Raw genomic sequence first — 26,890 nt, forward strand, 5'->3', positions numbered from 1 at the left:
GCGCCGCCTCGTCTCGTTGCACCGAATATCCCTACGGCTACTGCCGTGCGCCGTTCTCTACGCTCTCATGGGGGCCAGCGCCATCCCCCGAACGAGGGGTGGCGACAGAAACCAGTTCGTAAAAAAAAAGCGGCCCGCAGCCCCCCGCTGCGGGACGACCATCTAGCGGGCGGAGCCGAACACGGAGGCGATAGGCGCATCCGTCATGAATGCCCCGAGGAAGCCGAGCACGCCGAACACCAGCGGCAGGTGCTTGGCGACGGCATGGACAATCTGGTTGATTTGCTCTTGCTCCAAGCCCCCGATCAGATGGATGAGAAAACTGGCCAGCAGAAGCAGGGCCGCAATCAGGACGCCGAAGACCGCGGACGCGATCGCCATGAAGGGAGCTTTGACGATCGATTTCAGGAGCCGGGGGAATGTCATTCCGAATTTCCGGGGCTCACCCCTTGAGGCGAAGACGCGGGCTGAAGAATGTCGTCGAACAGGGCCTTGTCGCCATCGCGGGTGAGAAACCCGGGCAGCTCCTTGCGCAGCCAGTCGCCGAGGCGCCGGGTGAAGTCGGCATCGTTGGAATTCTCCAGCCGATGCAAGACGAGTGCCCCGAGCAGAACCTTGCGCCTCGTGTCCTGAGCGCGTTCCTGTTTCCCCAGCCGTGCCTTGAGCGTCTTCTTGCGTTCTTCCAATTCAGCGATGCGCTGTTCGATCGACTTGCGCGCCATCTTCATCCCTCTATTTCAGATTGCCCGCCGACGTCTTTTTGAGACGAACCAGGATTGCCTTGGGGTTATCGGCGGCCCGCTCGACATCGACGAGACCCGAGGCTTTGACGAGATCGCTCAGCCTTGGAAAGCCGTAGTTGCGGGCATCGAAGTCGGGCGCTTGCTTGGCCAGGTGCCCGCCCACTTGGGACAGATTGGCTCGTCCGTCTTCGTCGGCCGTCGCGATGACCGCCTTCGTCAGCATCGCCCGTGCCGCCCTGTCGAGACCCGTCTTTCGCGGGACGGGCTTCGCAGCGGCAGGTTTGACTTCCGTCGGTTTCTGGCGGTCGGCCAACGCGGCTTCTTCAATCTCTTCGATCGGTGCACTGAGCACATCGAAATAGACGAACTTGTCGCAAGCGGTAATGAACGGGCGAGGGGTCTTGCGCTCACCGAAGCCATAGACCGTGACACCCTGTTCACGGATGCGGGCAGCAAGGCGCGCGAAGTCGCTGTCACTGGAGACGATGCAGAAGCCGGAGAAGCGGCCGGTATAAAGAAGGTCCATGGCATCGATGATCATCGCGCCGTCGGTTGCGTTCTTTCCGGTCGTATAGGCGAACTGCTGAATGGGCTGAATGGAATGCTCGAGCAGGCACTCTTTCCAGCCTTTGAGGTTTGGACCAGTCCAGTCGCCGTAGATACGTTTGACGCTGGCGATCCCGTAGTTGGCGATCTCGGTCATGAGGCCGACGACAATCTTTGGCGAAGCGTTGTCGCCGTCGATCAGCAGTGCCAGTGTTGCGGAATTCTCTGTTGCCATTTGGCCCTCCACCGGTTGCATTGAAATTAGGCGCTTCTGCGTTTTGCGCAACCCTGAATTGGCACGGGGAGTGTGCGTCTTGCCCAATCCCGAACGCAGGGAGCGTAGCGAACGAAGTGCTAAGGGCGCACTTACGAGTTGCTGCGCAACTCAGTGCTTGGTATGGTTGTGCGACTTTGGAGGGTGTCGCTTGGCCATCTACCATTGCAGCATGAAGCCGATCGCAAGAAGTGGTGGCCGCAGCGCGGTTGCCGCCATCGCCTATCGAACCGCGACGAAGATCGTCAACGAGCGCGACGGCATCACGCACGATTTCACGCAGAAGCGGGGCGTCGAGCATTCCGAGATCGTTCTTCCCGATGGTGTCGAGGCGCCTTGGGCATTGGATCGCTCGACGCTCTGGAATGCGGTGGAGCGGGCGGAGGTTCGCAAGGATGCGCGGGTTGCGCGTGAGTTCGAGGTAGCACTTCCACATGAGATGAGTGCGGCCGATCGTTTGGCGCTCACCCGCGACTTTGCGCGGGATCTGGCAGACCGCTATGGCGCTGCGGTGGACTTCTCCATTCACCAGCCGCAAGGCGAAAGTGATATCCGGAATTATCACGCGCATGTGGTGATGACGACGCGGGTGGTGAGCGAACACGGGCTTGGCGAAAAGACGCTGATCGAGCGCGAGAACAAATGGCTGTTGAACAACGATCAGCCAACTTCGCACATGCAGCTTCGCGATATCCGGCAGCTCTGGGAGCACCAAACAAACCGCCATCTGGCACGGCTCGGATTGGATGTTCGGGTCGATCACCGCTCGCATCTCGAACGTGGTCTGGAGATCGAGCCGACCGAGCATATGGGTGTGCATGCCTCGCAGATGGATCGGCGTGGGTTGGCCGTCTCGCGTGAACGGATCGAGCGGAAGGCGGCGCGATCCAATGCCGACCTGATCCGCAAAAAACCCGAGCAGGTTCTGTCGATCATCACTGGCGAGAAGAGTGTGTTTGATCGCCATGATGTCGCTCGCGCGCTGCATCGCTACATCGACGATGTCGACGGGTTTCGCAACGCCTTTGCCGCTGTCATGGCGTCGCCGGCATTAGTCGAGCTGAAGCCTGAGACCGAGAGAGAATTGGCTCGGTATTCGACGCGGGAGATGGTGGAGATCGAACACGCCATGGCCACGAGCGCTGAACGAATGGGACAGTGCTCTGGCCATGGCGTTAATCGACATCATGTCGATCAGGCATTGAGCCTCCAGGACGATGCGATCAGGGCTAGAACCGCGGCCTCGCTCTCTGGGAAAGTCGAACGCGGTGAAATGTTGCTCACCGATCGGGAGCGGGCGATCGAGCGTTCCGGGTTGAGCGAGGAGCAGCGTGCAGCCGTGCAGCACATCACCGGTTCGCAGCAGATCGCGGCGGTGATTGGCTTTGCCGGCGCCGGAAAATCGACCATGCTTGCTGCTGCACGCGATGCCTGGGTAAAGCAGGGTTACCGGGTTCATGGTGCAGCACTTGCCGGAAAAGCGGCGGAGGGATTGGAGGAGTCCTCCGGCATTGTCGCGCGCACGTTAGCGTCGTGGGAGTATGGCTGGCAGGCGGGCAGGGGACAGCTTGGCAAGGGTGACGTTCTCGTCATCGACGAGGCGGGTATGGTCGGAAGTCGGCAGTTGGCGAGGTTCGTGATCGAGGCCGAAGCACGGGGTGCGAAACTTGTTCTGGTTGGCGATCATGAGCAGCTGCAGGCGATCGGGGCAGGCTCTCCGTTCCGGGCGATTGCCGAGCGTGTCGGCGCGGTCGAACTCTCCGAAATCCGGCGGCAGAGCCAGGGCTGGCAGCGCGAGGCGTCGATCGCGTTTGCCACCCATCGGACCGGCGAGGGGTTGGCGATCTATGCCGATCGCGGCGCAGTTCAGTTTTCGGAAAACAGGGATGAGGCCCGAGCAAGTTTGGTTCGCGACTACGTCTCCGATCTGGAAGAACGTTCGCCCGGATCTCGCATTGCATTGGCGCATCGGCGGGTCGATGTCCGTGCGATCAATACGGATATCCGTGCATCGCTTCAGGAGCGCGGCCGGCTGGCGCGTGGCGAGGATGAGCAAAGCGCGCTGGGTCGTGAAGTGGTCTACCAGACCAACGACGGCAAGCGGTCCTTTGCACCAGGCGATCGGATTGTGCTTCTCGAAAACAATCGCGACCTTGGTGTGAAGAACGGCATGCTGGGGACCGTGGAGGCCGTCGAGCCGGACGCACTACAGATACGTCTCGACGGCGGCGGGCAGAACAATGCCCGAGCGGTGTCCATACCCGTCAACAGTTACCAAAGCTTTGACCATGGTTATGCGACCACCATCCATAAGTCTCAGGGCGCGACGGTCGATCGCGCCTTTGTCATGACATCGAGCACCATGGACCGGCATCTGACCTATGTGGCGATGACGCGCCACCGCGATCATGTGCAGCTCTTTGCCGGTCGCGAAGAGTTGAAGGACATGAAGGCGCTCAGCGCCAGCATGAGCCGATCGGGGGCGAAGGAAACGACGCTCGACTATACCAGCACCTTTGCCGAGCGGCGCGGCCTTGCGGAAGAGTTTGGCGTTCCGAGCGAAATTACCGTGAACCTCTCGCCAGACCGGGCTGTAGACAGCGCCCGCGATGCGCTCGTTCGTTCCCCCGGCGGTCATCAGCCCTCAGTCGGGCCGCAAACGAGCTGGCCGTCCGAAAAGGTCGAACCGCTTGTACCGGCGGTCACGCGCTATTCTCGCAGCGTCGAGGATGTAGCGCGTGAGAAGGCAAGACCCGACTTGGAACGGGCGATGGCGGCGGTGCGTGCGGTTGGGCGGCATGTCTATGTCGAGCCAGATGGCGTCGCTGCCAGGTTCAGCGCTGCCATCGTCGACAAGGGCATGGGGGGGCAAGCGTTGGCGACTTCCGTTGCCGAGCGGCCGGAGCAGTTCGGGGAGTTGCGCGGCAGGACTGGTCTGCTGGGCGATAACAAGGACCGTAAGGCCTCGCGCCATTATGCCAAGGCGCTCAGTCATCACGTCGCATCGGCTGGTCGGACCTGGGAGCGTCGGCTTGAGGCCGAGTGCCGGTCAGAAAAGTGGAACCGTGAGAGGCGGGATGTGGTCGAGGTTCCGGGGCTCACACCCCGAAGCGAGGCCATCCTGAAGCAGCTCGACGGCTTGTCGCAATCGGAGAAGCCGAAATTCCTCGAGCAGCTATCCGGTACGCCGGAGGGGAAGCAGGCAATCGAGGAGGCAAAGAACATCGCCCAAGCGCTCGAGCAGCGGTTTGGCAGCGCCGATCCGCGCGACTGGAAGAACCAAACCGCGCGGCTCGGGCCGGAGGTCTCCGCCAAGCTTGATCGGATCAAGGATGTCGCGCGCATTACCGATCGAGCACAGCGGGCTGAGCTGACCCGCAAGTACGAACTCACTCGCGGGCTGAAAAAGGGATTGGGACTGAGAATGTGAGCCGTCACGGCCTTGAGGATCGCGGGTCGCCGTGCTGTTTTAACGCCTCTAAGATCCGCACGACATTCCTCGCCGTCGCGCCGTGAATTTCGAAACTCTCGGTTTTCACGGACGCAGGTGGAACCAGGCGCAGTAGAGTCGCCCCGCGTTTCACCCATTCGATCAACATTGCAAGCCACTCTTCTCGAGACATCCTATCGTTCCCAAAATCCGTGTGGCGAGAGTATCGCGGAATAGGTTGCCGCCACAACGAACAGGTCCCGGCCAGTCTGCGTGGGTTTCAGGCAGGTTAAACGCAACCGCGTTTTTTTTTTCTGCGGTCGAGTGGTTACCGCGCGAATTTTGAGGGTTAAGTGCGATTTCGCACGCACCGAGAAGCAGAATCGCGCGCTGGGAGCACTACCGCCATCGCCGCAAGGAACGGTCCCGTGTGCGGTGGTGATCCACCGCGGCATCCCCAAGCGAAAGTACCTCTGAAGACCTAGTACGCAATGGTTGGCAGCGCGGCGTGGACGGACCAGCGGATGTGAAGACGATGTTCGGTGCCAACATCGACTTTGTGAGCGATAATCGCATCATATTCGACATTTCCGGCAACAAGTATCGCCTGATCGTCCACGTTGCCTGTTTCGCTAATCGGGTGCTGATCAAGTTTGTTGGCACCAACAAAGAGTATAATCAGATCAACCCGGAGACGGTGTCATGGACAACATTCGAGCCATCAGGAATGATGATGACGTTGCGCTGGGCTATTGCAGAGGTCTCGGCATATTTCGAGAACCAGCCGGAACCCGGGACTGAAGAGGCTGACCGCTTCGACGTTCTATCGGCCCTCATCGAGGCATATGAAGACGCGCACTACCCGATCGAGGCACCTGAACCCATTGAGCTAATAAAGGCGCACATGGAAATGTTCGGCCGCACTCCGGCCGACCTGGCCGTGATTTAAGGTTTGCGCTCTCGGGCGTCTGAAGTCCTAAGTAAGAGGCGCGCTTTGACCGTGGAGATGATCCACCGGCTTCATAAAGTGTGGAGTATTCCCTCTGTGGAACCGTATCATCTGGTCGGCCGCGAAAGCGAGGTAGCTTGACAAGGCGGATCTCAAACCACGGCTCTCTGGCCCGCCAAGCGCTCTGGCGCCAATAGGCAATGCACCTCGTTGAGAGCCCTCACTGTGCGTCCGGGAGGAGCGCACTGATATGGGCGGCTAAGGCCTTTACCAGGGCGGAGGGGCGGGGTTCGGCAAACTCCAGCGCTATGCCGATCGTCGGAAGCATTGGCAGCAACTCTGCCGATATGATGTGGAGGTCGGATGGCACCGCAGTCCTGGTCAAAACGCTGATCGCATGGCCGGAACGGGCAATCGCAATCAGACCCGCGAGGCTGTTGCTAGCAAAGGCGACACGGTAGCGGCGGTTGATCGTTTCCATCGCGTCGCAGGCGGCTCGGTAGTCGAGCGTCGTGGGGGCAGACAGCGCGAGCGGAAGGGCGGCACGGCTAAGGATCGCCGGTTCTGCAGTTTTGCCGACCCAAACGAAGTCCTCATTCCGAATGACTTCGCCGTTTGCCATATCTGCGACCGAAACAAGCGCGAGGTCGAGCTGTCGCCGTAGGAGAAGCGGCCGCAGCTCGGTGGTCGGCGCGCAAACCATGCGGAGTTCGACGTCCGGGTGGCGTTCAAAAAAGCTCTCAAGGACACCTGGCAGGAATGCGATGGAATAATCTTCCGGGCAACCCAGCGCGACTAATCCGTTGAGCCCCGTGCCTCCCATCTCGGCCAGCATCTCATCGTGCCCGGCGAGCAGACGGTCCGCGTTCGCCAGAAGTTTTTCGCCGACCGCCGTCAGGCGCACCCCCGACCCGGTGCGATGGAAGAGCGCCTGCTCGAAAAACGCCTCGAGCCGCTGCATCTGCATGCTGAGCGTCGACTGGGTGCGCCCAATCTGCTGCGATGCAAGGCTAATCGAGCCCGTTCGGGCAATCACGGTGAAGTTTCTGAGGAGCGCGAGATCGAGATTTCTCATGATATCGAAATACTCGATATCGGATTTGAATACTATCAATTTGCCCGAAGTCCAGACGCGCGGTAGCCATTGGGCATTGCCAACGAGGAACCCTCCGATGTCGCTGAATTCCGATCCTCAGTTCTGGGCGTTTGCTAACAGGCATCTCACGCGTTATGGCCCCGACTTCGAAACCATCATCGTGGAGCGGGCGGAGGGAAGCTTCGTCTACGATGCGGACAGTCGGGCGATCCTCGATTTTACGTCGGGCCAAATGAGCGGAGTTCTTGGCCACACCCATCCCGATATCGTCGCAACCGTCGACCGGCAAATGCGGTCGGTCGCCCATCTCTTCAGCGGTATGCTGTCCAGACCCGTCGTCGAACTTGCGAGCCGCCTTGCTGCGCTCGCGCCCGGCCTCGACCGGGTACAACTCCTGACCACGGGTGCCGAATCGAATGAGGCAGCCATTCGCATGGCAAAGCTGGTGACTGGCGGTCATGAGGTGGTTGCCTTTGCGCAGAGCTGGCACGGCATGACGGGTGCTGCAGCCTCAGCGACCTATAGTGCGGGCCGGAAGGGTTATGGCCCTGCCGCCACCGGCTCCTTCATGATACCGGCCCCCAATTCCTACCGACCGCGGTTCACCCGGCCCGACGGCAGAAACGATTGGCAGGCGGAACTCGACGACGCCTTCGCGCTGATCGATCGGCAGTCAACGGGCAATCTCGCGGCTTTCATTGCCGAGCCTATTCTGTCGAGCGGCGGGGTCCTTGAGCTGCCGCCCGGCTACCTTGCCGCGCTCAAGTCGAAATGCAATGAACGGGGCATGTTGCTCATCCTCGACGAGGCTCAGACGGGCATTGGCCGGACCGGGCATATGTTCGCCTTCCAGCGGGACGGCGTGACGCCCGATATTCTCACCCTGTCGAAGACCCTGGGGGCAGGTCTTCCGCTTGCGGCGGTCATGACCACCGAAGAGATCGAGCAGAAGGCGCACGAACGGGGCTTTCTCTTCTACACCACCCATGTCTCCGACCCATTGCCGGCTGCCGTCGGCGTGACGGTGCTCGACGTCGTCGCTCGCGATGGATTAGTGGAAAAAGCGCTCGTCCGCGGCGCTCAGTTGCGACGCGGTTTGCTGTCGCTGCAACAGCGCTTCGAATGCATCGGCGACGTCAGGGGGCGTGGTCTGCTCCTTGGCCTTGAGGTCGTCGCCGACCGCCAGACGAAGGCACCGGGCTTCGAGATGGGCGCATGGATCATGGAGGAAGCGATGCGGCGCGGCCTCAGCATGAACATCGTCAAGCTTCCGGGAATGGGCGGCGTGTTCCGTATTGCTCCTCCCTTGACCGTCACGCCTGAAGAGATTGATCGGGGGCTGGAGATTCTGTCGGATTCGATCGGGGCGATGGTCAGCGCCATGTGAATGAACGTCGCCGGTCCCATCGGGCGTGGTGGGGCCGCAAGTCCGAACAGAAGCCAGTATCACCACATCAACGTACTGTTGCTGCTGTCCGGTTAAGGGCCGCAATTTCAAGACACTCTATCGGACAGTCATTTTAGGACGATGATCCCAGATTTTTAGAGTTGCTTTGAGATGCTTGCCTGAAGACGGCCACAAGGATAGTCAATTCTGGCAACGACGTTGACGTTGGCTCGCTCACGATCGAGCAGCTGTCGAACGTCGTACCCAATCGGACGGCTGCCGGCTTTGGCACCTTTGCGATCCACGCCGCTCCGAACATGACGGCCGTGTTCACGCACCAAGTTCGAGAAAGCGCTTGCGAACTTTCCGGACTCCTATGTGCAAGAAAGCTTTGGAGCTCGTCCATGGGGCGTGACCGGCAAGCTGTCGACCGATGGGAGGCGGGCTGGCCCTATGTCAAGGAACTGCCGCGGAGGCAAGGTCGGCACTAAACATGCCCCGACTCGGTGATCGCATCGCGCTGCCGTTCTCGTATCGGCACGTTCCGTAGCGTCGCGCAGAGGGCCGACAGAAAGGCATCCTTCTGCCTTGTAAGATAGAAGTGCCCTCCATCCCAGATCCGACCCTCCGTTCGTCCAGTCGAAACCTCCGACCAGCCGGAAAGGCTTTCAACGGAAACCAAGCCGTCAGCATTGCCGCCACTCACGAACAAGGGGATGTCGAGCGGTGTGCGGTTCAGGTCAAAGGCATAGGTCTCGAGTAGTTTAAGGTCGTTTCGCAGAACCGGAAGGACGAGCGCGAGCAACTCTGTCGCGTCCAGCACGTCTCTGGGCGTGCCGTCGAAGCGCTTAAGCTCTTCGACGAGGTCCTGGTCGGGCAGCGTATGCTTGAACCGACCGACGGGATGCGACGGTGCCGAACGGCCACTCAGGAACAGGGCGTCGGGCATGGGTAAACTCATTGTTCGCAGTCGGTGGGTCAATTCGTAGGAGACGAGAGCGCCCATGCTGTGCCCGAAAAAGACGAAAGGCAGTTCGGAAAGGTAGGGAGCGAGCGCATCCGAAAGCGTTGAAACCAACACTGCCATGTCATCGATCGCGGGCTCCCTCATACGCGTGCTGCGGCCGGGCAATTGCACCGGCCAGACTTCGACGTCGTCGGGCAGCATCGTCGACCAATCCCGATAGAATTCCGCACCGCCACCCGCAAACGGAAGGCAGAAGAGGCGCAGTCGCGCGTTCTCCCGCCGCGTGACATAGCTCAGCCAGGGAGAAGGGGATCGGGCGAAGGGGGACTGGGTTCGGATCATAGGAACTCGTTGGTTTTCGTCGTCGCGACGCGTTTGGAGGGGGAGGAAAGTCTCTCAAGGTCTATCAGCGCTCGGATGTTGCGCGCCAGAAGCTCGTCGTCGACGGGGTGGAACTTGACGTTGTTGGCGGCGAGGCGTGCTCTGGTTTTTTCCGAGCGGATCGGGATGAAGTGTTCGTAATCGCGCCATGCATCGCCGATCAGCGGCAGCGTTTCCTGCCAGAGGGGGGAAGCGCGATCGACCGTTGAGGCCACGCGCGCGACCCAGTCGGGGCCGCTCAGGCAATCGATGGAATAGCCGAGATCACGAAGAACGCGGCCAATGTCTCGCCATTTCAGGTCGGCGGCGTTGCAGAGGTGGTGGATGGCACCCCCTGCTGTTTGACCCTTTGCCAAGGTAATCATCGCGTCGGCCGCCTGGTCCACCGGCACGAAGTTCACCGGCCGTTCCCCATCGGGAACCGCACCGCTCTGGATCATGAGCTCGACGAGACGCCAGAACATGTCCTGCGGATTGGGTCGGTGATTTACGAGATCGCCGCATACGGTCGTCATGCGCATCACCGACCCCGGAAGTCCTCGCTCGAGTGCGCGCCGCATCATCCGATCGGATACCCAGCGTACCTGCAGGTAGCCATTGGGCAGCCCCTGCCAGCAATCGATTGGGGAAGCTTCATCTGCCGCAGGGCTGTCGGCGCGCGCCGTGCTGTGGTCGATGACGCCGAGACTGCCGACGAAGTGCAAGGGTTTCGTCGTGCCGGAAACGGCGAGTTCGATCATTGTGCGGGTCGACTGCACATTCGAAGGGCGCAGACGGTCATAGGGCGAAACGAAGTTGATGCGGACGCCCGTGTGGAACAACACGTCCGTATCGTGAGCGAGTTCTGCCCAACGTCTGGAACTGAGGCCTAGCTGCGGCGAACCTAGGTCTCCGGCAACGGCGCGCAGCTTTCGGCCGCGTGCTTCCGTCCACAATGCGAAGCTTCGAAGATGGGAGGCGATGCGGTCGAGGGCCTCGGCATCATCTTTTGCCGAGGCGAGGCAGCTGACGAGGGCACCGGGCTCGTCGAGCAATCGGGCAAGCAGCCAGGCGTTGATGAAGCCCTCGGCGCCGGAAAGAAAGATGCGAGCGCCGGAGGATGGCCATTTGGCCACCTGGCCAGTCGGGATCGCGATGTCTTCGGCAAGCCGGGACTCCTTTTCCAGATCCACTGGCCCATCTGAGTTCAGGGGTGCCGTGGTGCCTGTCTTCAGCGCGTCGACCAGCATTGCCTGACCGCGCGCGTCCGGGTGCTCGAGGGCGGCGCGGATCGGGAACGCCACCTCGAATTGCCGTCGGATGTTGAAGCAAAGCTGGGTCATCAGGATCGAGTTGCCACCCGCTTCGAAGAAATCGACGTTCGTGCTGTCGACGGGACGTCCGAGCGTTGTGGTCCACAGTTCGAGCATCTGCCGCTCGGTTTCGGTTGCGGGGGGCTCGATGACGCCGTTTTCTGTCCTTGCTGCGAAGGAGGGCGCAGGCAGATTACGGCGGTCGACCTTTCCTGTCGCTGTCTTCGGCATCGCATCGAGCACGACGATCGCATCGGGAACCATCGACCGGGGTAGGCGACGCACAAGCAGGGTACGCAGCTGCGAAGCGAGTTCCTGGGTTTCGATGTAGGTGCCTTGTTGTCGCGTGACGTAGGCCACCAGGCGCGGGTCGTCGCTCGTGGCCGCAAACGGTGCGACAACAGCCTGGTCGACTGCGTCGTGCGCCTTGAGATGCACCTCGATCTCCCCGGGCTCGATGCGGATGCCGCGGATCTTCAGTTGACTGTCCCTGCGGCCGCGAAACATCAACGCGCCATCGGCCCGCCTTAAGGCCATGTCGCCCGTGCGATAGAGACGGCGCGCCTTGCCATCCGGTCCAGTCCACATGCGGAAAACCTTGGCCGATCCGTCCGGATCGCCGAGATAGCCGGTGGCGAGCCCGGCCCCGGAGATCATCAATTCGCCCACTGCGCCATCGGGCAATGGGCGGGCCTCGGCGTCGAGGATCCAGGCATCAATGCCGGCAATCGGCCGGCCGATGGTTATCTCGCTTTCGCCGCCCCGCAGTTCATACCAGGTCGCGTCGCCCATCACTTCCGAGGAGCCATAAAAATTCAGAATTCGGGCGTTTGGAAAGCGATCTTGCGCGCGTGTGGCGAGTACCGGCGAGAAGGCCTCGCCACTAACCTGGAGGACGCGGACCCCAGGCAGCGTTCCGTCGTTCTGCGCGATCAGAGCCGACAGGACCGTTGGCGTCAACACGAGATGTGTCACATTCCGTTCGGCGACCACGCGCCACAGTTCCACGGGATCGTGTGCCGTATCCGGATCCGGTACAACGGCCGGGTATCCCAAGACGAGCGGCGAGAGAATTTCGCATACGGCATCGACGAAGGCCGGAGATGTTTTCAGGCAGCCCAAGCCACGAGGTCCCGTTGGGACATCGCGTGCCATCCATGCCAATCGGTTGGCGAGGGCCATATGGGGCAGCTGGACACCCTTTGGTCTTCCCGTCGAGCCCGACGTAAAGACGACACAGGCGATGTCTTCAGGCGCCGGTGGTGTGAAAGTTGGCAGCGTTGGGCCCGGCCCAGCCGGTCCGATGGTCGCGCAATCGACAACCGGGTTGGCGCCGGAAAGATCGATCTCGTCCATGGTCCACAGATCGCCGCTGGTGACGATGACGCAGGGACCGTGTTCGGCAAGCGTTTCCAGGATGGCTGCTTGCGGCCGCCTCGGGTCGAGCGCAAGCCATGGGCGGTTGAGACGCAGAGCGGCCAGGATCGAAGCCGCATAGTCGACCCCCGGATGAAGCCAGATGCCAAGTTGTCCGCGACCGGGCAAGGCCGCCTCGACGCGCGTGGCGATCGCGATGGCGCGCTTACTGAGCTCGCCGCGGCTGATTTCGTCGCCGTGTTCGTCGACAAGTGCCGGCGCTTCGCCTGCTTGACTTACCAGCGTGTCGAAACAAGACCAGGGATCGCCGTGGGCAAGTGTCAGGGCAGGGCCGCCACGCGCAACACTCTCCGTTGCCGATCGCGTGGCGTCGAGCCGCAAGGTCGATACTGTCCCATCGGGGGCAGCCACCAGCTGCAGCATAAAGCCGCGAACCTGATGAAGCAGGCAATCGATGGCGTTTTCGTCGAAGCGCACGGGATCATAAGTCAGGGCCAATCGAATGCGCTTTTCTGGATAACCTCCCAGCATCAGCGCATAGTTGTTCTTTTCGTAGGAGCGAACCGGCTCAGTGCAATTGCTTCCGGTCTCGCTGCCTTCCCCGCCACCCGGCTGGTTTTCCCAAACGACCATGGTCGAAAACAGTGGCGTACCTGGTGGAAGACCCGACAGCGGCTGCATCTCGACCAGAGGAAAGAAATCCTGCCGGCGCGCCGCGGCCTTTGTGCTCTGTACCCCCCGAAGCCAGTCGCGGCAGGTGGCCTCCTCATCAATCTCGACAACATTCGGCAGGACGTTGAGAAACAGGCCAATAGTTCGCTCGACGTCTGGGATTTCAGCCGGGCGCGTCGATACTGTTTCGCCGAACATGACCTGATCCAGCGCGCCGTAGCGGGAAAGCACGAGGGCCCAGGCTGCCGAAAAAACCGTGCTTTCGGTGACGCCGATCTTGCGCGATGCGGCGCGGAAAGCCTGGCTGTCGCTCTCGTCAAACACGAGCGAACGGGATCGGCTTTGTCCTTTCGTAGAACCTGAACCGCCTTCGGTGGCAAGCGGTATCGGGGTGGCAGCACCGACAGTCGAAAGACGCTCCCGCCAGAAGCCTCGGGCCCCCTGATGATCCCTTTTGCCGAGCCATTCCAGGTAGGCGCGGACCGACGGTGCCGCGCCAAGGTCGGCATTCCCTCCCGCAAGCGTCGCCTCATAAATTACGTTCAATTCGTTGAGCAGGATCGTGAGTGACCAACCATCGGCGATAGCGTGGTGAAGCGTCAGGGTGATGCGGTGGCGTTCTTCGGCCAGGCGATGGACATGGACCCGAAAGAGGGGTGCCTTGTCGAGCCGAAATCCCCGATCACGGTCCCGTCTCAGCCACTCCTCGACAGCTGTGTTCTGGTCATGCGCGGATAGATGCGCAATGTCGTCGAGCGTCACCGGCGACGACGCCGTTTTGTGTGTGACGAGATAGGCTTTTTGCAGTCCCTCCCAGTGGAAGGAGGAACGCAGCATCGGTTGGCGATCCGTGAGCTTCTGCCAGGCTTTCTGGTAGGCCGGTCCATCCAGGGCGCGATCGACGACAAAGGTGTATTGCTCCAGATAGGCGCTTGGATCCTGTTCACTCAGCGCGTGATAGAGCATTCCCTGCTGCAGGGGCGTTGCGGCAAAGATGTCTTCTACGTTTCTGTTCTGCTGCATATAGCTCATCCTTCGATCATGTCGAGAAGTCGCTGGAGATCATCGCCTTCGACGTCGAGCTGCGGGTCGAGCGACCGCGTTTCAGGCGGGGACGATGAACTAGCGGTTCGTGCGTCGATGGCGGCGGCAAGCGCTGCGATCGTACGGTTCTCGAAAAGATCGCTTGGCTCGAGGTGGATTTCGACGGTTCGGGCGCGTCTGACGAGATCGAGGATCAGGATCGACTGGCCGCCGAGGCTGAAGAAGTCGTCGTCTCGCCCGATCGGACGCGTATAGAGAACAGCTTCAAAAAGGGCGGTGAGTTCGGTTTCCAGCGCGCCGACGGGCGGCCCGTAATCGGTATCGAGCAAAGGGCGGGGCGCGAAACGTTCCGTTGCCCCCTGGGTTGGGGCGTCGAGCTCAGGCTCGAGCGTTTGGGGAGCCGCCGTCACCGCTAGGCGTGGCCCCGCAAAGGCAGCTATGAGAGTGTCGTAGGCCGGCTCCAACCAATGGCGGTCCCTGCGAAACGGATAGAGCGGCAAAGCAATTTTTTCCGTTTGCCGAGGCCCGGCAAGCGCGTTCCAGTCAAGAGTTGCGCCCTGCTGCCACAGCCTGCCGACACCGTTCAGCAGCTTCGCCTCCGGATCCGTGTCCGGCGATCCGCGCCCTGGCAAAAGCTCTGTTACCATCTGTTCCGGACGCGTCGCCCGGACGAAGCCGGAGAGCCCGCCCGCGGCTCCCACCTCGGCCATCGCCCAGTCGCCCTCTTTGCAGAGTTGCTCGACCGCCGCACGGAAGCGGACTTTGTCACGCAGCTGAGCGACCCAGTCGGCAGGATCGACGGCCTCGCTGTCGGAAAGCCAGCGGCCGGATCGGGTCGATACGATCGGCACTTTCGGAGCGTGAAGCGATACGCCGGCAAAGGCCGCAGCAAGCGGTCCGCAGGCGGCATTCATGTCGGCAGTGTGAAAGGCGTGGGACGTTTCCAGGCGTTTTGCGACAATCTGCTTGTCCACGCAAAGACGCAGGAATGCGTCGATCGCCGATTCCGGTCCGCCGACGATGCTGTGACGCGGAGAGTTGCCGCAGGCAACTGAAACATTAAGTCCGGCCTTTACAATGATTTCCTCGACCTCTTCGTCCAGGAGGCCGACCAGCGCCATGGCACCGGGAGGGCACAGTGCCATCGCTTCCGCGCGCGCCGAAACCAACCGGACAGCCGTGGCCAAATCAAAGACGCCTGCAAGGCACCCAGCAACGTATTCGCCTATACTATGTCCGATCATCGCCTCCGGTGCGATGCCCCAGTCGATCAACAGCCGGCTGAGGGCGTACTGCGTGGTGAACAGGGCGGGTTGCGCCAAGACGGTGGCGCGGTTGTCGTCGGGTGTTGACGTCCCCCAGAGGAAGGATCGAACGTCGGGTCGGCCGATGGTCTCGAAGGCCCGCACCACGTCTTCAAGATGCTCGTGGTAACCGGGGATGGCGGCCGCGGGCGCTCTTGCCATGCCTGCAAATTGCGAGCCCTGGCCGGGAAACAGGAAGGCGACCTTGCGCTTCTGCCGTGTCACTCCGGTGGCAGCAGCGAGCTGTGTTGCTGCCTCGGTGCCTGTTCTTGCCACCGCGAAATGCCTGTATCGCAGTTCCTTGCGGTCAAAGGTCAGGCTGTCCGCAAGCTGTCCAACATCGGTATCGACGGCCATTTTCGCGATGGCCGCGCAAAGTTCGTCGAGGCTCTGTGGTGCGTCCGCGCTGAGAGGAATGAGACGCGACCTGCCAGCGTCTGCTGGCGTTACGATTGGTTTCGCAGCTCCGCTGAGGATGACGTGGGCGTTGGTTCCGCCAAACCCGAACGAACTGACCCCGGCAAGTCGATTTTCGACAAGGACGTCCCAGTCCTCCGCCATGTGATTGATCCGGAACGGCGTAGTCTCGAGACCGAGCGCTGGGTTGGGGGAAGAGAAGGTCGCCATGGCCGGTATCCGGCCCCTGGAAACGACGAGCGCCGCCTTGATTAGACCGGCGAGCCCCGCAACTGTGTCGAGATGGCCGATATTGCTTTTGATGGAGCCGATTGTGCACCGGCCACGCCTTAGCTCGACGGATTGATCGGAGGCGTCGCGCATGACCTGCCGAAGCGCCGAGATTTCGACGGGATCGCCGATCGGCGTGCCCGTCCCGTGGCATTCGATGAAGCCGATCTCGGCGGGATCGACGCCTGCGACTCCGAGCGCCTCGGTGATCACCCTGACCTGGCCGTCGATTGCTGGTGCCGTAAAACCGAGCCGCGTCGCACCGTCATTGTTGATGGCGCTGCCGCGAATGATCGCGACGATCGGGTCGCCATCGGAAAGTGCGTCGTCATAGCGCCGCAGAAGCACGGCTGCAGCGCCTGCTCCAAACAGCGTCCCGCTGCTCTTTCCATCGAACGGGCGGCAACGGCCGTCGCGCGCTCTGATCCCGGCCGCGGCGTGGAGATAGCCGATTTCGCTCGGCAGCGGCAGAGAGCAAGCGGCGACAAGTGCCGCGTCGGATTCTTGCGTCAGCAAGGACTGGCAGGCGAGATGCACTGCGACGAGAGAGGACGAGCACGCCGTCTGTACCGCCAACGCCGGCCCCTGCAGGCCAAGGCGATAGGCAATGCGGGTCGCGGCGTAGTCCTTGTCGGTGCCGATTGTCGCATCCAGCATGTCCGCATCGCCCGAAATTACGTGTGGCATCACGTGTCCGACCAAATAGCTGCTTGCGCTGGTGCTGGCGAAGACGGCGGTTCTCTGGCCATCCCGGTCGCCGGGAACGCGCCCCGCCGCTTCGAAGGCGTGCCAGGCGCACTCCAAGAGCAGGCGCTGCTGCGGTTCCATGAACGAGGCTTCGCGCGGCGAGTAGCCGAAGAAGGCCGCGTCAAAGTACTCATATCCGTCGAGCGGGAGCGCGACAGGTACATAGGCCGGGTCCCGATAAATGCCGCGATGGATTGACCGCGCGAGCTCGCCCTCTGGCACCACCCGATAGGCATCTCTGCCCTCGCACAGCATTTGCCAAAGCTCTTCGACGTTCCGCGCGCCGGGGAACCGTCCGGCCATGCCGACGACGGCGATATCGCCGGAGGTATCTCTTGTGTCGTTCATGCTTGACCGTCCCTCAAGTCCGTCGCGCGCGGCGTCGCAGGGCCTGGCGGCGCGCATCGGCGCGCAAACCGGCTGTTGCAGCATTGTCCGAGTTGGACGCCGAACGGTCGAGATGCGCGGCGAGCGTCTCGATCGTCGGATACTGGAACAGGTCTGTCAGAGGAAATTGAAAGCCGATGCTTGCCAGTAACCGCTGATGTAGCTGCGCCAGCAGCAGCGAGTTTCCGCCGAGATCGAAGAAGCTGTCATTGACGCCGATCCCCTTGACGCCAAGCACCTCCTCCCAGAACGCCCGTAGCAGTGATTGGAGTGGGCTCGATGGCTGCGTCACAGGTCTTGCTGTTTCTGTGACCCGATCCGGCGGCGGGGGCAGGCGACGTCGATCGACTTTTCCGGTCGCTGTCATTGGCAGCGCATCGTGAACCAGGATGAATTCCGGCAGAACGCTTTGGGAGAAAAAACGGGCCAGATGAGCGCGAAGGGTCGCGGCATCGAGTGCCGCATGCGGATCGCGCCGCACATGGGCAACCAGCCGAGACGCGTTGTCACCTTTGGCATGAAGCACTAGGGCCGCGTCGGCGACACCCGGATACTCGCGAAGCCGTGTCTCGACCTCTCCCGCTTCAATACGAATTCCGCGTATCTTAATCTGCGTGTCTCGCCGCCCGAGGCAGACAAGCATGCCGTCAGCCCGGCGGGTGGCGATGTCACCGGTCGCATAGAGACGCAGGCTCCGGCCGTCAGGTGCCTGCCAGGTACGGTACGCCTCGGCCGTCAGATCCGGCTGCCGTCGGTAGCCGCTGGCAAGGTTGGCCCCCGCAACGTGGATCTGGCCCGGTATTCCCGGTGCGACCGGATCACTGTTTTCGTCGAGAAGCCAGATCTCGGTGCCGGGCAGCGGCCGGCCGATGGGCACAAAGGCGTAGGCCCCGTCCAGATCGTCCGCAAGGATGCGGTGCGAGGCAGCATCCGAACTGACTTCGGTGGAACCGTAGTAGTTGACGAGATGGGCATCGGCAGGCAACGCCGCGAGGATCCGTTTTGCAAGGTCAACGCGGATGTTCTCTCCGCCGAGGATGAGTGTGCGCAGCGGCAAGCTGTCGATGCCGGGCGTCGTCAGGATTGCATCGGCGAGCGAAGGCGTCAGCATCAGGCGCGTGATGTTCATGCGCCGGATCAGCGCAACAAGGTCGTGAGGGCTGCGTGCGGTGTCTGGATGCGGCACCACAAGGGAGAGCCCTGCCGCAAGCGAATCCAACAACTCACCAACAGCGTCAACGAACGCCGGCGACGTCTTCAGGCAACCGAGATCGTCGTGCGACATGGGCCCGGTGCCAAGCGCCCATGGTAGACGGTTCATGAATCCGCGGTAGGTAACCTCCACCGCTTTCGGGCGTCCGGAGGAACCGGAGGTAAACTGGATAAAGGCGCAGTCATCATCGTCCGGCACACGGTAAGCGGCAACGACTGGAGCACCCGAAGGCAAATCCTCGACGAAGAACGTGGGGCCGTCCCAGAGCGTCTGTTCCCAGAGGTCGTGGGAAGTGACGAGGCAGCCAGGCGCGGCGCTTTCAAGCATCTCGCCGACGGCTTCACCGGGACGGCGGGGGTCGATCGGCATCCAGGGACGCGAGAGCCGCAGTGCCGCGAGGATCGTCGCGATGTAACCGAGATCAGGTTGCAAGCGGACTGCGACGGGCTCGTTAGCCGGCGCGTGTGCGGCGATAACGCCCGCCAGGCGTTCTGCCTCTGTCATCAACTCTTGCCACGACAGCTTTCGTCCATCTTCGAAGAAAAGGACTGGCTTGTTCGGTTGCTGTTCCGCCTGCTTGACGATTTCGAGCCAGAGGTCGCGGCGTGGCTTAGGCGCTGCCCCTGGAACATGGGCCCAACGCCTGACCGCTTCGGCGCTGGCGAGCGGCAACCGGGCGATCGGCGTCTCGGGGTCCTTCAATCCCGCGACTAGGACGTGCCGAAAGGCGTCGAGGAGCCGTTGAACGGTTTCTTTTGTGAAGAGGTCCTCGGCAAAGAGCGTGCAGACGCAGATGCCTTCGGGTTCCGGCCAAGCAAGAACCTCAAGGTCCATATGGGTGGCGTCCTGTTCGATCGGAACCGCCCGTAGCGTGAGTGGTCCGGCACTGCCATCTTCGAGCGGTGGCGCCTGATAGGTGAAGGAAACCTGATAAATCGGATTGCGGCCGAGGTCGCGTGCTCCGCCGATGCGTTCCACCAGTTGCTGGAATGGATAGTCCTGGTGAGCGATGGCTTCGAGCACTTCCGAGCGGGCCTGCTCGACCATCGATCGGAAGCTTTGACTGTTCTTGAGATCGGTTCTGAGGATCAGATTGTTGATGAAGAAGCCGATCATCTCCTGCGTTGAAGGATGGGTGCGTCCGGCAACGGAGCTGCCAATCAGGAAGCGATCCATGCCCGCATAGCGGCCCATCGCGATCTGGAAGGCGGCAAGCATAACCATGAAAGGCGTGGCAGCGTGTTTTCGTGCTAGCTCTTCAACGGCGCTTCGCGTCGCCATGTCCAAATGAAAGAGCGCCGTCTTGCCGCGGAAGGATTGCACCGGTGGGCGTGACCGATCGGTCGGCAATTGCAGAGGTGGTACGTCCTCGATGCGTGCCCGCCAGAACTCAATTTCCTGGTCGAGCTTCTCGCCGGAGAACGCTTCGCGCTGCCACAAGGCAAAATCCGCATAGCGCTCGACATTTCCCGCCGATGACAGCGTGCCGTCGCCGATGGTGGCAAGATAATGCGCCACCAGCTGGCGATTGAAGATGCTGGCCGACCAGCCGTCGAAGACGATGTGGTGGAAGCCGTAGACGAGGAAATGCTTGCCATCCTCGACGCTGAGGATCCGGGCGCGCAGAAGCGGTCCGGTCGAAAGATCGAACGGCTCGGAGACCTCGCGCCGGATGTCGTCTGCGACCGCCAGCTTCCGGGCTTCCGGCTCAAGCTGCCTGAGATCGATTTGCGGTACCGCGATTTCGAGTGTTTCAATCACCTGCTGGCGCGACGGTCCATCGTGGGGAAAAACGCTGCGCAGCGGTTCATGGCGCTGAACGATGGCATTTAAAGCGCGCTTGAGCGCGGAGGCATCAAGCGGACCGCTGATCTCCAGGCAGAAGGGAAGGTTGTAGAATGGATTGGACGGCGCAAGGCGATCCAGAAACCAAAGGCGTTCCTGCGCCCAGGAGAGTTCCGGGTTTGCCGGGTCCGCGCTTGGGAACTGGTCGGCCTGAGGGTCCGGGGCCGAGGTGGCGGGACCCTTGCGCACGAGGTCGGCGAGTGCCTCGACTGAAAGCGTGGAGATGGCATTGATATTCATCCGAGGCTTTCCTCAATCGTGGGGGGCGTGGCCGTGCGGGCGGCGATGAGCTCCAAGAGGCCGGCGGCAAACTCTCCGACGGTCGCATGGGTGAAAACCAGCGCCAGCGGTGGCCGAAGACCGAGTGTTTCCTCGATCTTCAGCAGGATCCGCATGGCGTTGAGGGAGTCACCGCCAAGTTCGAAATAGTTAGCGTCGGTGGTGGCAACCGGCTGCTGGAGCACTTCCTGCCACAGAGCCGCAACGAAACTTTCCAGCGGCGTTTGCGGCACGCCTCCGGCCGCCCCCGGCTCCACCTGCAAGTCGACCGTCCCGAGCACGCGACGATCGACTTTGCCGTTGGCGTTCAACGGGTAGAGGTCCACCAACTGGAAGGCCCTTGGGACCAACGGGGGCGGCAGGCGCTCGCCGCACCAGGCACGCAACTCCATCTCGGAGGGCGGGACGCCATTCGTGCGGTAGAAGGCGACGATCTTCGCCGCGCTCTCTTTGTCGCCATGCGATACGACCACCGCATCCTGAATACCCGGGCAGGCGTTGATTGCGGCCTCGATCTCGAGCGCGTCGGCGCGATATCCACCAAGATTGAGCTGGAAGTCGCTGCGTCCCAGGAATTCGATCGAACCATCCGGCCGATAGCAACCGCGGTCACCGGTGCGGTAGAGCCGTTCGCCTGTCGTCGGGTGGATGACGAACTTTTCCGCCGTCAGGACGGGATCGTCGAAGTAGCCCGGCGAAACGCAAACGCCCGAGCAATACATTTCGCCAGGCATCCATTCCGGGCAATCGCGCAGCGCTTCGTCGAGGATATGATAGTGGCTGTTGCCGATCGGCTTTCCATAAGGAATGCTCGGGCAATCTTCCGGCCGGTCGAAGGCATCGTGAGTGATGTTCCAGAGCGTAGTCTCGGTCGGACCGCCGGCGCTTGTCACCCGGATCGTCGGTTGCAATGCCCGCAGCCGTGCCGGCAAGTCGACGGGTAACCAGTCGCCGCCAAGGATTACCTGGCGGAAACCTTCGGGCAGCCGCATCGATTGTCGTTCTGCCTCGGTTGCCAGGAGCTCCATGAAGCGTGGCACGCTGTTCCAGAGGGTGACGCCGTAACGGTGGATGAGATCCAGCCAATGGCCGGGATCGACATCGCGTCTGGCGTCCGGGAAAACGACCGCGCCACCCACGCCTAGCGGCCCGAAGATGTCGAACATGGCCATGTCGTGGTGGAGCCCGGTGATGGCGATGAAGCGGTCCCTCGACGAAAGGTCGAAATGGCGCTCGCTGAATTGCAGTGCGTTGGCGATGCCGCGCATCGAGATCATCACGCCCTTGGGCTGACCCGTCGTACCCGAGGTGAAAATGATGGAAAGGATGGCATCTCCGTCGAAGGCCGGCGCGGCGGGAATTGCTCGAGCCAATCCGGCCGGCTTTTCCGCGAGCCCGATCACGGCGATCTCGTCTCCGGGAGCCACGTCGCGATCGGCAATCAGCGCTACGGGCTTGGCGATCGATAATATGCGCGCTACGCGTTCGGCCGGATTGGCTGGATCAAGCGGCACATAGGCGCAACCAAGCATTTGGGTTGCCATGATTGCGGCAGGCTGCCGCCATCCTTTGGCTAACAGTATGGCAACACGGTCGCCAGCCTTTGCGCCCGCTGCCGTCAGTTGGGCGGCGATACCCGCGGCTTCCAAGGCGAGCCCGCCATATGTTAGCTCTGCTCCGGCCGCATCGACAACGGCGACGGCGTCGGGAGTGCGTGCCGCATGGCCAAGAAACCGGGAGAGGGGTGTCTTCTCCTCAGAGGCAAACACGGTGGCATTTACGGCGGTTCGGCGCGTGAGTTGCTCGGCCGGCAACTCGAGCGGCGCTGGCGAGGACCAGGTGTCACTGTCGGTTGCCAGTCGCTTCAGAAGCGACGAGAAACTCTCGAACATGGAACGCACCAATCCCGGCGGGAACAGGGATTCTATGACGTCCCAATTAAACATCAACGCATCGCCGTACTCGCCATACTGGCAGTCGATCCAGACTTGCGGCGTACGGCTTACGAGTTGAACGATCTCGCCAAGAAAGCCCAGACGATGGGTGATGTCGCCGGAATCGCCTGGCCGGCGTTCAGGCAGCGTAGTAAAAACGATCGGCATCGCGCCCGCCTCCATGCCGCCGCGATGGCGCGCATATTCGCGTAGCTGCCGCACGCCCGAGACGCTCTGGTGCTCGAGGTCCTGCCACATCTGTTGCTGAATGGCGCGCGCGCGACCCTCGAAGGATTGGCCACCGTCGCCACGCACCTCGAGCAGGCTGAAGGAGGCGAATTCGCCAATGATCTGGTCAATGTCCTTGTGCCAATCGAGACGATTGAACCGGGGAACGTTGACCGTGAAATCGTTAGTGCCGCTCCAACGTCCAAGGACTTCTGCGTAGGCGGCAAGGACGACGCAAGCCAGCGTCAGCCCGCGACCAGATGCGTGGGCACGCAATGATCTGATCTGCTCGGCATCAAGACGATCGTCGAGCCGGACAAACGTTTGCAGGCCCCCGGCGCGCGAAATCCGTCGGATTGGCAGAGGTGGCGGTGGCGGCAGGTGGCGCAACCGTTCCTGCCACCATCCGAAAGATTTCTGCCATTCCGGACCGTTTTCGAAGCGTTCTACCGCCAGCATATAGTCGCGGAACGACAGGTCGGTTTCCGGCATCGCGCGATCTGGGTCTTCGTAAAAGGCTGCCAGTTCATCGAACATGATCTGGATGCTGCGGCCATCCGTGCACCAGATGTCGAGTTTCATGTGCAAATGCCCGACACCGTCGGCAGCAAGCTTCGTGAAGGAAAGATGCGAGTGCGGCCAGGACGTGAGGTCCGCACTTTCCTTCTGGAGACGGTTGCGCTTTTCCTCAAGGAGCCGATCCTGTTCCACTTCGGTTGCCCGTGACAAATCCTCCATCGCGATCGTCTGACGGGGGACGGTCGCAAGGACGCGCTGTTTGCCGTCGTCGGTAACGACCGCACGCAGCATGTCATGGCGCTCGATCAACCGGTTCCAGGCGGCTTCCAACTTTGCGAGATCGAGATCGCCTGTCCGGAATTCGAGATAGAACTGAATAGCGCCTGCGTCCTCGAGCGCGTTGTCGCGCCCGACCCAATAGGCATATTGCATGTCCGAAAGGGGAAAGGGCTCGTGACGGGCAGCCGGATCAGCGACAACAGGGGAGCGGCGGTCGCGCCGGGCGGCCAGACGTTCGGCGATACTGTCTCGGGAGCTGCGGGTGAGATGAGGAGCGTTCATGATCGCTTTCGGGTCCGTGTTGTGTCAGGCGGTTTCAAGCAAAAGTTCGGCATTCAGCATCTGCTCGATGACGTCGGCGAGGCCACGCACCGTTCGCGCTTCGAGGAAGCTCGTCAGGGGCGGGCGAATGCCAAGCGCCATCTCAATGTCGGCGAGAATGCCCAAGGCGACGATCGAGCTGCCGCCAAGCGCAAAGAAATCGCTGTCGGCCGCAACCGAGGTGCCGATCCGTTCGCTCCAGATCGCCCTCAATTCACGCAGAAGGGCATCTTCCTCAGGGGGCTCGCCGTCTTGTCGAGATGAGGCGACGTCCGCCAGCGACTGAACCGCGGGAAAGGGAGTGGAAGCGGGTTCGCGCTTGACCGGATCGATCCAGAAGCGTGTCTCGGCGAACGGGTACTTGGGCAGGTCGGCCCACCCGCCGGCGGAGCTCGATTGAGCCGCATGCCCGGCGACAAACAGTCGGCCACGTGCGCTCTCGAAAGCCAAAGCCGGGTTGGTTTCGCCGTCCGCGGTTAATATGACGGCCGCGTCGACCGATTTGGCTGTCAGCGTCGCGCGGGCGGCCGCCGCATAGAGCGGCTCCGCAGACAGTTCCAGGAAGGTGGTGATGCCTTGGGAGGCAAGTGCCAGGATAGCGTCGCGGAACCGCACAGGCTGAACGATCTGATCGCGCCAATAGGCTGCCGTCGCCATCTCGGAGCCGTCCTCGTGGGTCGCCTTCATGCCCGAAATGATCGGTAGGGTCGGTGCGCGGAAAGGAATTCGGGCAACCGCTGAGGACATCGCGTCCGCCGCGCGCCGCATGAAGGGTGAATGATAGGCATAGGCGACAGGCAGTCGCTTGGCCTTGATACCGCCGTCCTTGCAGGCGGCGGCGAGCCGGTTGACCGAGGCGAGGTCGCCGGAAATAACGCACTGGCTGTCACCGTTGATCACCGAAACGACCAGCACTCCGTCGAGACGATGCTGATGGGCAAGTGCGCGTGCCTTTTCCTCGTCGGTGGTCACGGCAAGCATTGCACCGGATTCGGCATAGGTTTGCATCGCCGAGCCACGTGCCCAGGCAAGGTCGAGCGCGGAACTCAGGTCGAATACTCCGGCGATATGAGCGGCGGCAATTTCACCGAGACTGTGACCGACGACAATATCCGCCTGAACGCCGAGAGACTGCCACCCTCGTGCGATGGCGATACCATGCAGCACGATTGCTGTTTGCAGGACTGCCGCTTCCGCACCGACCAGAATGGCTTGGTCGAATAGTGTCCGCCGCACCGGTTCTCCTCGCTCGCCGAGCAAGGCGAGGCCTTCGTTGAGGGTATCGGAGAACGCAGGAACATGCGCGGCGAGCGATGAAAGATTGCCGAAACTCTCGATACCGTGACCGCCGAAGATGAATGCGAGGCGAGGGGCATCCGTGATTTTCGCCGATGGCAGGAGTTGGCTTGCCAGCGCGCGGCGCAAAGAGACAGCATCACTTCCGCTCGCCGCAAGCCGCCAGGGCAGATGAGCCCGTCCGGCAAGCGCAGTATGGCAGACCGAAGCCAGCTGGTCCTGATGAAGACCATTCAGTTTGCCGACGTAACGGGTGCGAAGACGGTCGAGCGCGTCGCGCGAGCGCGCGGAAAGCACTAGGGTCTGCGGACCTTGCGCGCGTGCGGCAATGGGTGCTGGGGCCGGCGCCTCTTCCAATACGATGTGGCAATTGGTTCCGCCGAAACCAAGCGAACTCACGGCTGCGCGGCGCTTTGAACCTGCCCTTTGCCATTCGATCGCCTGGTCCGCAATCCGGAAACCGCGTCCTTCGAGGCGTATATGCGGATTCAGCCTATCGAAATTGGCGTTGGCGGGGATGAAACCACGTTCGACAGCGAGTGCAGCTTTGATCAATCCGACCGCGCCCGCCGCCTCGGCCGTGTGTCCGACATTGCCCTTGACGGCGCCGATCGTGCAGGGATCTTCCCGCTCGATGCCGCCATAGATCCTGTCGAGAGCCGTGAATTCAATGGGATCGCCAAGGTGTGTCCCCGTCCCATGCGCTTCAATGTAGTCGATATCGGCCGGATCGAGGCCCGACATGGCGAGGGCGGAAGCGATGACCTCTGCCTGGCCGTCGGCGCTCGGGGCGCTGTAGCTCACCTTGCGATTGCCGTCATTGTTCATGGCGAAGCCGCGAATGACCGCAACGATACGATCTCCGTCGGCGACGGCGTCGTCCAGCCGCCGCAGCAGAAGTCCCGCTACTCCGTCTGCAAAGATGGTCCCGTCGGCCGAAGCGTCGAAGGGCCTGCACGCACCGCCATTAGCGAGGATGCTGTCCGTCTCGGCAATGTAGCCGCGGTTCTGCGGAACCGTAATCGCACCGGCGATGGCAAGTGCCGTATCGCAGCCGTAGTCGAGCAGATGCTGGCAGGCGATGGCCACGCTGGAAAGGCCGCTGGAGCAAGCTGTCTGCACGTTCATGGCCGGCCCGGTCAGGCCAAGCTTGTAGGCGATCCAGGTAGCAACGTAGTCTTGGCCATTCATGGTAACGCAGAGCGTCTCGATGTTGGTGCCGCCACGTTCCAGTTCATGCACCAGATTGCGCAGCAGATAACTGCTGATCTTCATGCTGGCGAAGACGCCAGTGTTGGTGCCGTTCCTGAACGGGTCCTTGCCCGCATCCTCGAAAACATGCCAGGCGGTCTCGAGCATTGCGCGCAGCTGCGGATCCATGAAGGAGGCTTCGCGCGGCGTGAAGCCGAAGAAGGCGGCATCGAACCGGCTGACATCGTCCATGTGGCCGCCGACGGGCACGAAACCCGGGCCCTCGATCTCCTCGTCGCTACGGCCGTTTTCCTTCAGCGTGTCACGGTCGAGCGTCCTGAGGGTCGAACCGCCCTCACGAAGCAATTTCCAGAAGGCTTCGATGTCGTCGGCCCCCGGAAACCTACCGGCCATGCCGACAATGGCGATGGCCTGATCAGCAGCGGCTGGATCAGTGGTCATGCCGTGCGTGGGATTGTGAAGCATGTCGTCCTCGTATGAT

The 26,890-nt window shown here is 61.8% G+C and carries 12 protein-coding genes and 2 pseudogenes; 4 read left to right on the forward strand and 10 right to left on the reverse strand.

All coding sequences use genetic code 11. The features are described from left to right. Positions 1-162: 162 nt before the first annotated feature. From IB279_RS35010 to IB279_RS35020, 3 genes are read right to left on the reverse strand one after another with little or no spacing between them, the layout of a single operon-like run. Positions 163-426, reverse strand: a complete 264-nt coding sequence (locus IB279_RS35010) for a PTS glucitol/sorbitol transporter subunit IIC (RefSeq protein ID WP_192341006.1) — start codon at positions 424-426, stop codon at positions 163-165. Continuing rightward, a complete protein-coding gene (locus IB279_RS35015; RefSeq protein WP_192341008.1) occupies positions 423-722 on the reverse strand; it encodes a mobilization protein in 300 nt (99 codons plus the stop codon). Before IB279_RS35015 ends, IB279_RS35010 begins: the two co-directional genes overlap by 4 nt. A gap of 10 nt (positions 723-732) precedes the next feature. Then, a complete protein-coding gene (locus IB279_RS35020) occupies positions 733-1,524 on the reverse strand; it encodes an NYN domain-containing protein (protein ID WP_192341010.1) in 792 nt (263 codons plus the stop codon). 190 nt (positions 1,525-1,714) lie between these two features. Between IB279_RS35020 and traA the strand changes: the two genes are divergently transcribed. The 3 genes and pseudogenes from traA (at position 1,715) to IB279_RS37035 (ending at position 6,083) form a co-directional block, all read left to right on the forward strand. Further along, positions 1,715-4,993 carry a Ti-type conjugative transfer relaxase TraA gene (gene traA, locus IB279_RS35025; protein WP_192341095.1) on the forward strand — a complete coding sequence of 1,093 codons (3,279 nt, stop codon included), beginning with the start codon at positions 1,715-1,717 and terminating at the stop codon, positions 4,991-4,993. Positions 4,994-5,400: 407 nt separating this feature from the next. Further along, positions 5,401-5,693, forward strand: a pseudogene (locus IB279_RS37030) (type II toxin-antitoxin system HigB family toxin); the annotation flags it as partial. A gap of 2 nt (positions 5,694-5,695) precedes the next feature. Continuing rightward, positions 5,696-6,083: pseudogene (locus IB279_RS37035) on the forward strand (type II toxin-antitoxin system HigA family antitoxin). 79 nt (positions 6,084-6,162) lie between these two features. Here the strand turns inward: IB279_RS37035 and IB279_RS35035 are convergent. After that, the gene (locus IB279_RS35035) at positions 6,163-7,017 is read right to left on the reverse strand and encodes a LysR family transcriptional regulator (RefSeq protein WP_192341012.1); all 855 of its coding nucleotides are present in this window, start codon (positions 7,015-7,017) and stop codon (positions 6,163-6,165) included. Positions 7,018-7,114: 97 nt separating this feature from the next. Between IB279_RS35035 and IB279_RS35040 the strand changes: the two genes are divergently transcribed. Further along, complete coding sequence (locus IB279_RS35040) at positions 7,115-8,425, forward strand: aspartate aminotransferase family protein (RefSeq protein WP_192341014.1); 1,311 nt, start codon at positions 7,115-7,117, stop codon at positions 8,423-8,425. A gap of 487 nt (positions 8,426-8,912) precedes the next feature. Here IB279_RS35040 and IB279_RS35045 read toward each other — a convergent pair whose 3' ends face one another. From IB279_RS35045 to IB279_RS35070, 6 genes are read right to left on the reverse strand one after another with little or no spacing between them, the layout of a single operon-like run. Further along, on the reverse strand, positions 8,913-9,734 hold the full coding sequence (locus IB279_RS35045) for a thioesterase II family protein (protein WP_192341016.1): 822 nt from the start codon (positions 9,732-9,734) through the stop codon (positions 8,913-8,915). After that, positions 9,731-14,137, reverse strand: coding sequence for a non-ribosomal peptide synthetase (locus tag IB279_RS35050; RefSeq protein WP_192341018.1), 4,407 nt, complete (start codon positions 14,135-14,137; stop codon positions 9,731-9,733). The genes IB279_RS35045 and IB279_RS35050 overlap by 4 nt, the downstream gene beginning before the upstream one ends. Before the next feature lie 5 nt (positions 14,138-14,142). Continuing rightward, positions 14,143-17,244 (reverse strand): type I polyketide synthase, encoded by a 3,102-nt coding sequence (locus IB279_RS35055; RefSeq protein ID WP_192341020.1) that lies wholly within the window; start codon positions 17,242-17,244, stop codon positions 14,143-14,145. 13 nt (positions 17,245-17,257) lie between these two features. Next, positions 17,258-20,581, reverse strand: a complete 3,324-nt coding sequence (locus IB279_RS35060; protein ID WP_192341022.1) for a condensation domain-containing protein — start codon at positions 20,579-20,581, stop codon at positions 17,258-17,260. Beyond that, on the reverse strand, positions 20,578-23,862 hold the full coding sequence (locus tag IB279_RS35065; protein ID WP_192341024.1) for a non-ribosomal peptide synthetase: 3,285 nt from the start codon (positions 23,860-23,862) through the stop codon (positions 20,578-20,580). Before IB279_RS35065 ends, IB279_RS35060 begins: the two co-directional genes overlap by 4 nt. A 24-nt stretch (positions 23,863-23,886) precedes the next feature. Further along, complete coding sequence (locus tag IB279_RS35070; protein ID WP_192341026.1) at positions 23,887-26,874, reverse strand: type I polyketide synthase; 2,988 nt, start codon at positions 26,872-26,874, stop codon at positions 23,887-23,889. Between the last annotated feature and the right edge of the window lie 16 nt (positions 26,875-26,890).

It is taken from the genome of Ensifer sp. ENS06 (assembly GCF_014852205.1).
Classification (GTDB): domain Bacteria; phylum Pseudomonadota; class Alphaproteobacteria; order Rhizobiales; family Rhizobiaceae; genus Ensifer; species Ensifer adhaerens.

Coding starts and splice junctions, on each gene's coding strand:
- IB279_RS35010 (WP_192341006.1), bottom strand. CDS start 426: ATGACATTCCCCCGGCTCCTGAAATCGATCGTCAAAGCTCCCTTCATG.
- IB279_RS35070 (WP_192341026.1), bottom strand. CDS start 26,874: ATGCTTCACAATCCCACGCACGGCATGACCACTGATCCAGCCGCTGCT.
- IB279_RS35055 (WP_192341020.1), bottom strand. CDS start 17,244: ATGAACGACACAAGAGATACCTCCGGCGATATCGCCGTCGTCGGCATG.
- IB279_RS35015 (WP_192341008.1), bottom strand. CDS start 722: ATGGCGCGCAAGTCGATCGAACAGCGCATCGCTGAATTGGAAGAACGC.
- IB279_RS35045 (WP_192341016.1), bottom strand. CDS start 9,734: ATGATCCGAACCCAGTCCCCCTTCGCCCGATCCCCTTCTCCCTGGCTG.
- IB279_RS35050 (WP_192341018.1), bottom strand. CDS start 14,137: ATGCAGCAGAACAGAAACGTAGAAGACATCTTTGCCGCAACGCCCCTG.
- IB279_RS35035 (WP_192341012.1), bottom strand. CDS start 7,017: ATGAGAAATCTCGATCTCGCGCTCCTCAGAAACTTCACCGTGATTGCC.
- IB279_RS35040 (WP_192341014.1), top strand. CDS start 7,115: ATGTCGCTGAATTCCGATCCTCAGTTCTGGGCGTTTGCTAACAGGCAT.
- IB279_RS35065 (WP_192341024.1), bottom strand. CDS start 23,862: ATGAACGCTCCTCATCTCACCCGCAGCTCCCGAGACAGTATCGCCGAA.
- IB279_RS35020 (WP_192341010.1), bottom strand. CDS start 1,524: ATGGCAACAGAGAATTCCGCAACACTGGCACTGCTGATCGACGGCGAC.
- IB279_RS35060 (WP_192341022.1), bottom strand. CDS start 20,581: ATGAATATCAATGCCATCTCCACGCTTTCAGTCGAGGCACTCGCCGAC.